The sequence below is a fragment of the Pseudomonas sp. P7758 genome (assembly GCF_013386485.1).
In the GTDB taxonomy this organism is placed as follows: domain Bacteria; phylum Pseudomonadota; class Gammaproteobacteria; order Pseudomonadales; family Pseudomonadaceae; genus Aquipseudomonas.
The window spans coordinates 1-3439 of sequence record NZ_JACARS010000214.1 but is presented as its reverse complement, the minus strand read 5'-3'; the positions used below and the strand labels follow the sequence as shown (position 1 = coordinate 3439).

Below are 3439 nucleotides of genomic sequence, written 5' to 3'. Positions count from 1 at the left end.
CACCGCCGCACAATGGAAGCGCAGCAACGGCCCGCTCATGGTGATTTCCAGCGCAGCGGTGCCCTCGGCATTGCCCAGCAGGCGATTGCCCAGGCGCAGCGCGCGACTGTCCATCGGCCCCGACGGCGGCACGCCTACGGCCCAGTAACCGAGGCGCCCCGGATAGTCCTGCACACTGGTTTGCGTGCCGGCGCTGAGCACTTCAAACGTGTTGGCGTGGTACACCAAATCTTCAAGGCAGCGCGTCCACGGATGGCCACTGGCGAACGGTGTAGCGAGCAGAATCTGGCGCAGATAATCGCGGTTGGTTTCCACGCCGTACAGTTGGCTGTTGCTCAGGGCTTGATGCAAATCCAGGCGTGCCTGTTCGCGGGTCGGCGCCCAGGTGATGAGCTTGGCGATCATCGGGTCGAAGTAGGGCGGAATCTCGCAACCGGCCTCCACCCACGTGTCGATGCGCAGGCCTTCAGCGACCGGGAAGTCCACATACGTCAAAAGCCCCGGGCTTGGCTGAAACTCCCGGCCCGGATCTTCGGCGTACAGGCGTGCCTGAATCGCGTGGCCGTGAGGCTTCAGTTGCAGTTCCCGCAATGGCGGCATTTCCCCGGCGGCCAATTGCACCATCCAGCGCACCAGGTCCACGCCCCACACTTGCTCGGTGACGCCATGCTCCACCTGCAACCGGGTGTTCACTTCCAGAAAATAGAAGCGGCCATCGGCGCTATCAAAGATAAATTCCACGGTGCCGGCGCTGCGGTAATCCACTGCCTTGGCCAGGGTGATGGCGGCACGGCACAGCTCATCCGCCATGCCGTCGGGCAGGTTCGGCGCCGGGGTTTCTTCAAGCACTTTCTGGTTGCGCCGCTGCACCGAACAGTCGCGCACGCCGAGGGCGATGACCTCGCCGCAGCCGTCACCAAACACCTGCACTTCCAGGTGCCGGGCGTGCTGGATGTACTTCTCGATAAACACACCGGCATCGCTGAAATTGTTCTGGCCCAAGCGTTTCACCGCCTCGAAACAGTCGCGCAATTCATCGGCGCTGTGGCACACGCGCATGCCGATCCCGCCACCACCGGCGGTGCTTTTAAGCATGATCGGATAGCCCACGGTTTCCCCGGCCAGTAGTGCGGCGTCGAGGCTGTTGAGCAGCTCGGTGCCTTCCAGCAGCGGGATGTTGTGCTGCCTGGCCAACGCGCGCGCGGTGTGCTTGAGGCCGAATACCCGCAGCTGTTCCGGCGTCGGGCCGACGAAGGCGATGCCTGCTGTTTCGCAGGCTTCGGCGAAGGCGGCGTTTTCCGATAGAAAGCCATAGCCGGGATGAATCGCGGTGGCGCCACAGGCCTTGGCCGTGGCGAGGATTTTCTCCACCGACAAATAGGTGCCGGCCGCCGCGCCTTCGCCCAGGCTGTAGGCCTCATCCGCTTGCTGGATATGCAGGCTCGCGGCATCGGCTTCGGAATACACCGCCACGCCCTTGACCGAAAGCTCACGCAAGGTGCGCAGGATGCGGCAGGCGATGGCGCCACGGTTGGCGATCAACAGTTTTTCGAACATGGCAAAACCCCGCAGGCCGATGAGTGCTCGGCCTTGTCCTGGGATGCGGGCCGTCCCGCAAATGTGGGTGGCGCTACGGTCGTCCGCAGCGCATGCAGTCAGTGTGGGAGGTGGAGTGTGGGAGCGGGCTTGCNNAAGCCCGCTCCCACACAATCTCGCTCCCACAGGTGATCTTCAGCGTTTTCGGAGGCACTGCCCGGCGCGAGCCTGGCACAGGGCGAACAACCACTGGCGCAACCGCTTGATCTTCAGTTCCATACCAGTAACTCCGCAGGGGTTGGGTTGTAGCCGTTGCACGGGTTGTTCAGTTGCGGGCAGTTGGAGATCAGTACGATCACGTCCATCTCGGCCCGCAGGTCGACGTACTTGCCGGGGGCGGAAATCCCGTCCTCGAAGGTCAACCCGCCATCGGCGGTCACCGGCACGTTCATGAAGAAATTGATGTTCGGCCCGATGTCGCTTTTACCCAGCCGGCCATCGTGGGCACAGGCCCGCAGATAGTTGTCACGGCAGCTGTGCATGTAGCGTTTTTCCAGGGCGTAGCGCACGGTGTTGCTCTCTTGGGCGCAGGCGCCGCCAAGGGTGTCGTGGCGTCCGCAGGTGTCGTCGACGATGGTCAGCATCGGCTGGCCGAGGTTGGAATACAGCACGCTGCCGGTGCTCAGGTACACGCTGTTTTGCCGACGCAGGGTGCGCTGCACGTCGTAGCGTTCCCTGGGGTTTTTCAGGCTGTAGAACAGCGTGTCGACCGCCTGGTTGCCCTCAAGGTCGAGGATGCGCAGGGTCTGGCCGGCCTTGACTTCCATCAGCCAGGGTTCGCCGGCGGGAATGGTCGCGCGGTACAGGGCCGCGTCCGGTTGTTTGGCGAGTGCGATAGACATGGCAGGTCCTCAGGCGAACAGACGGTCGGTGTTGATAAAGCCGCGCTCGTTTTCCGGGCGCGAGGTACGGCAGTGTTCGGCGACGCTTGGGTCGGCGTTCATCCAGCTGAGTTTCAGCGGCTGCGGCGCGTACTCGGGGTTGGGGTCCATGGGATGTTGCAGCGCGGTGAGCACCACCAGTGTGTCCATCGGTGCGTAGAGTTCGATGTAGTCGCCGGCCTTGGAGTGACCGGGGACAAAGTGCAGGCTGCCAGCTTCATCTACCGTGACTTTGCTGAACAGGTTGAGGGTCATCAGCAGGTCGGACAGCCCCAGGCCCCACTTGCCCAGTTCCGCCAGCAGGTTGTCGGTGCCGTTGCGGTAGAAGCCGTTGCGCAGCTCTTGATAGCGGCCTTTGCCATATTTTTCCGCGACCTCGGAGGCGCATGACACGCCGCCGATGCTGTCACTCCAGCCGCAGGTGTCGGCGGTGATGGCAGCCAGCACGCGGCCCATGTCCGAGTACAGGCAATGGCCGTTGGTGAGCTTGGCGGTGTGTTGGCATTTGAGGCTGTCGGGCAGGTTCAGGCGCTCGGTTTTTTCATTGGCATTGAGCAGGGTCAAACTGACGTTGGCGCCGCCGCGAATGTCGGTGAGGCGCAGCAGTTGGCCGCGCTTGAGCACAAAGGAACGGTGGCCGCCGCCGGGGAGCATTTCCTCGGCGAAAGGTGGGAACAATTGAGTTGAGTCGGTCATTTGGAAGTGGCTCCAAGTTCGGCGGCGATCGCCTTGCGGCGCTCGCTGTTCAAAGGGATGTCGTAGGTGATGCGGGCGCCGTAGGCGCCGGGGGCGTGGGGGTCGAGGCGCACCTTGTCGAACACCAGCAAGCGGGTGCCGAGGCTGAAGCCTTCGCTGAGGTCGTGGGTGACCATGAACACCGTCAGCCTGGTTTCGCGCCACAGCTCCAGCAACAGCAGGTGCATGTCTTTGCGAATGCCCGGGTCGAGGGCGCCGAAGGGTTC

The 3439-nt window shown here is 63.3% G+C and carries 3 protein-coding genes and 1 pseudogene; all 4 read right to left on the bottom strand.

What is annotated here, in order from left to right:
• Window positions 1–1557 (bottom strand): biotin carboxylase N-terminal domain-containing protein (locus HX873_RS30700; protein ID WP_177123720.1); only part of this gene is annotated, 1557 nt, incomplete at its 3' end.
• Window positions 1558–1805: 248 nt separating this feature from the next.
• On the bottom strand, window positions 1806–2438 hold the full coding sequence (locus tag HX873_RS30695) for an urea amidolyase associated protein UAAP2 (protein WP_177123718.1): 633 nt from the start codon (window positions 2436–2438) through the stop codon (window positions 1806–1808).
• Between the two features lie 9 nt (window positions 2439–2447).
• Window positions 2448–3173, bottom strand: coding sequence for an urea amidolyase associated protein UAAP1 (locus HX873_RS30690; protein ID WP_177123716.1), 726 nt, complete (start codon window positions 3171–3173; stop codon window positions 2448–2450).
• Window positions 3170–3439: pseudogene (locus HX873_RS30685) on the bottom strand (ABC transporter ATP-binding protein); the annotation flags it as partial. The pseudogene HX873_RS30685 and the gene HX873_RS30690, both read right to left, overlap by 4 nt.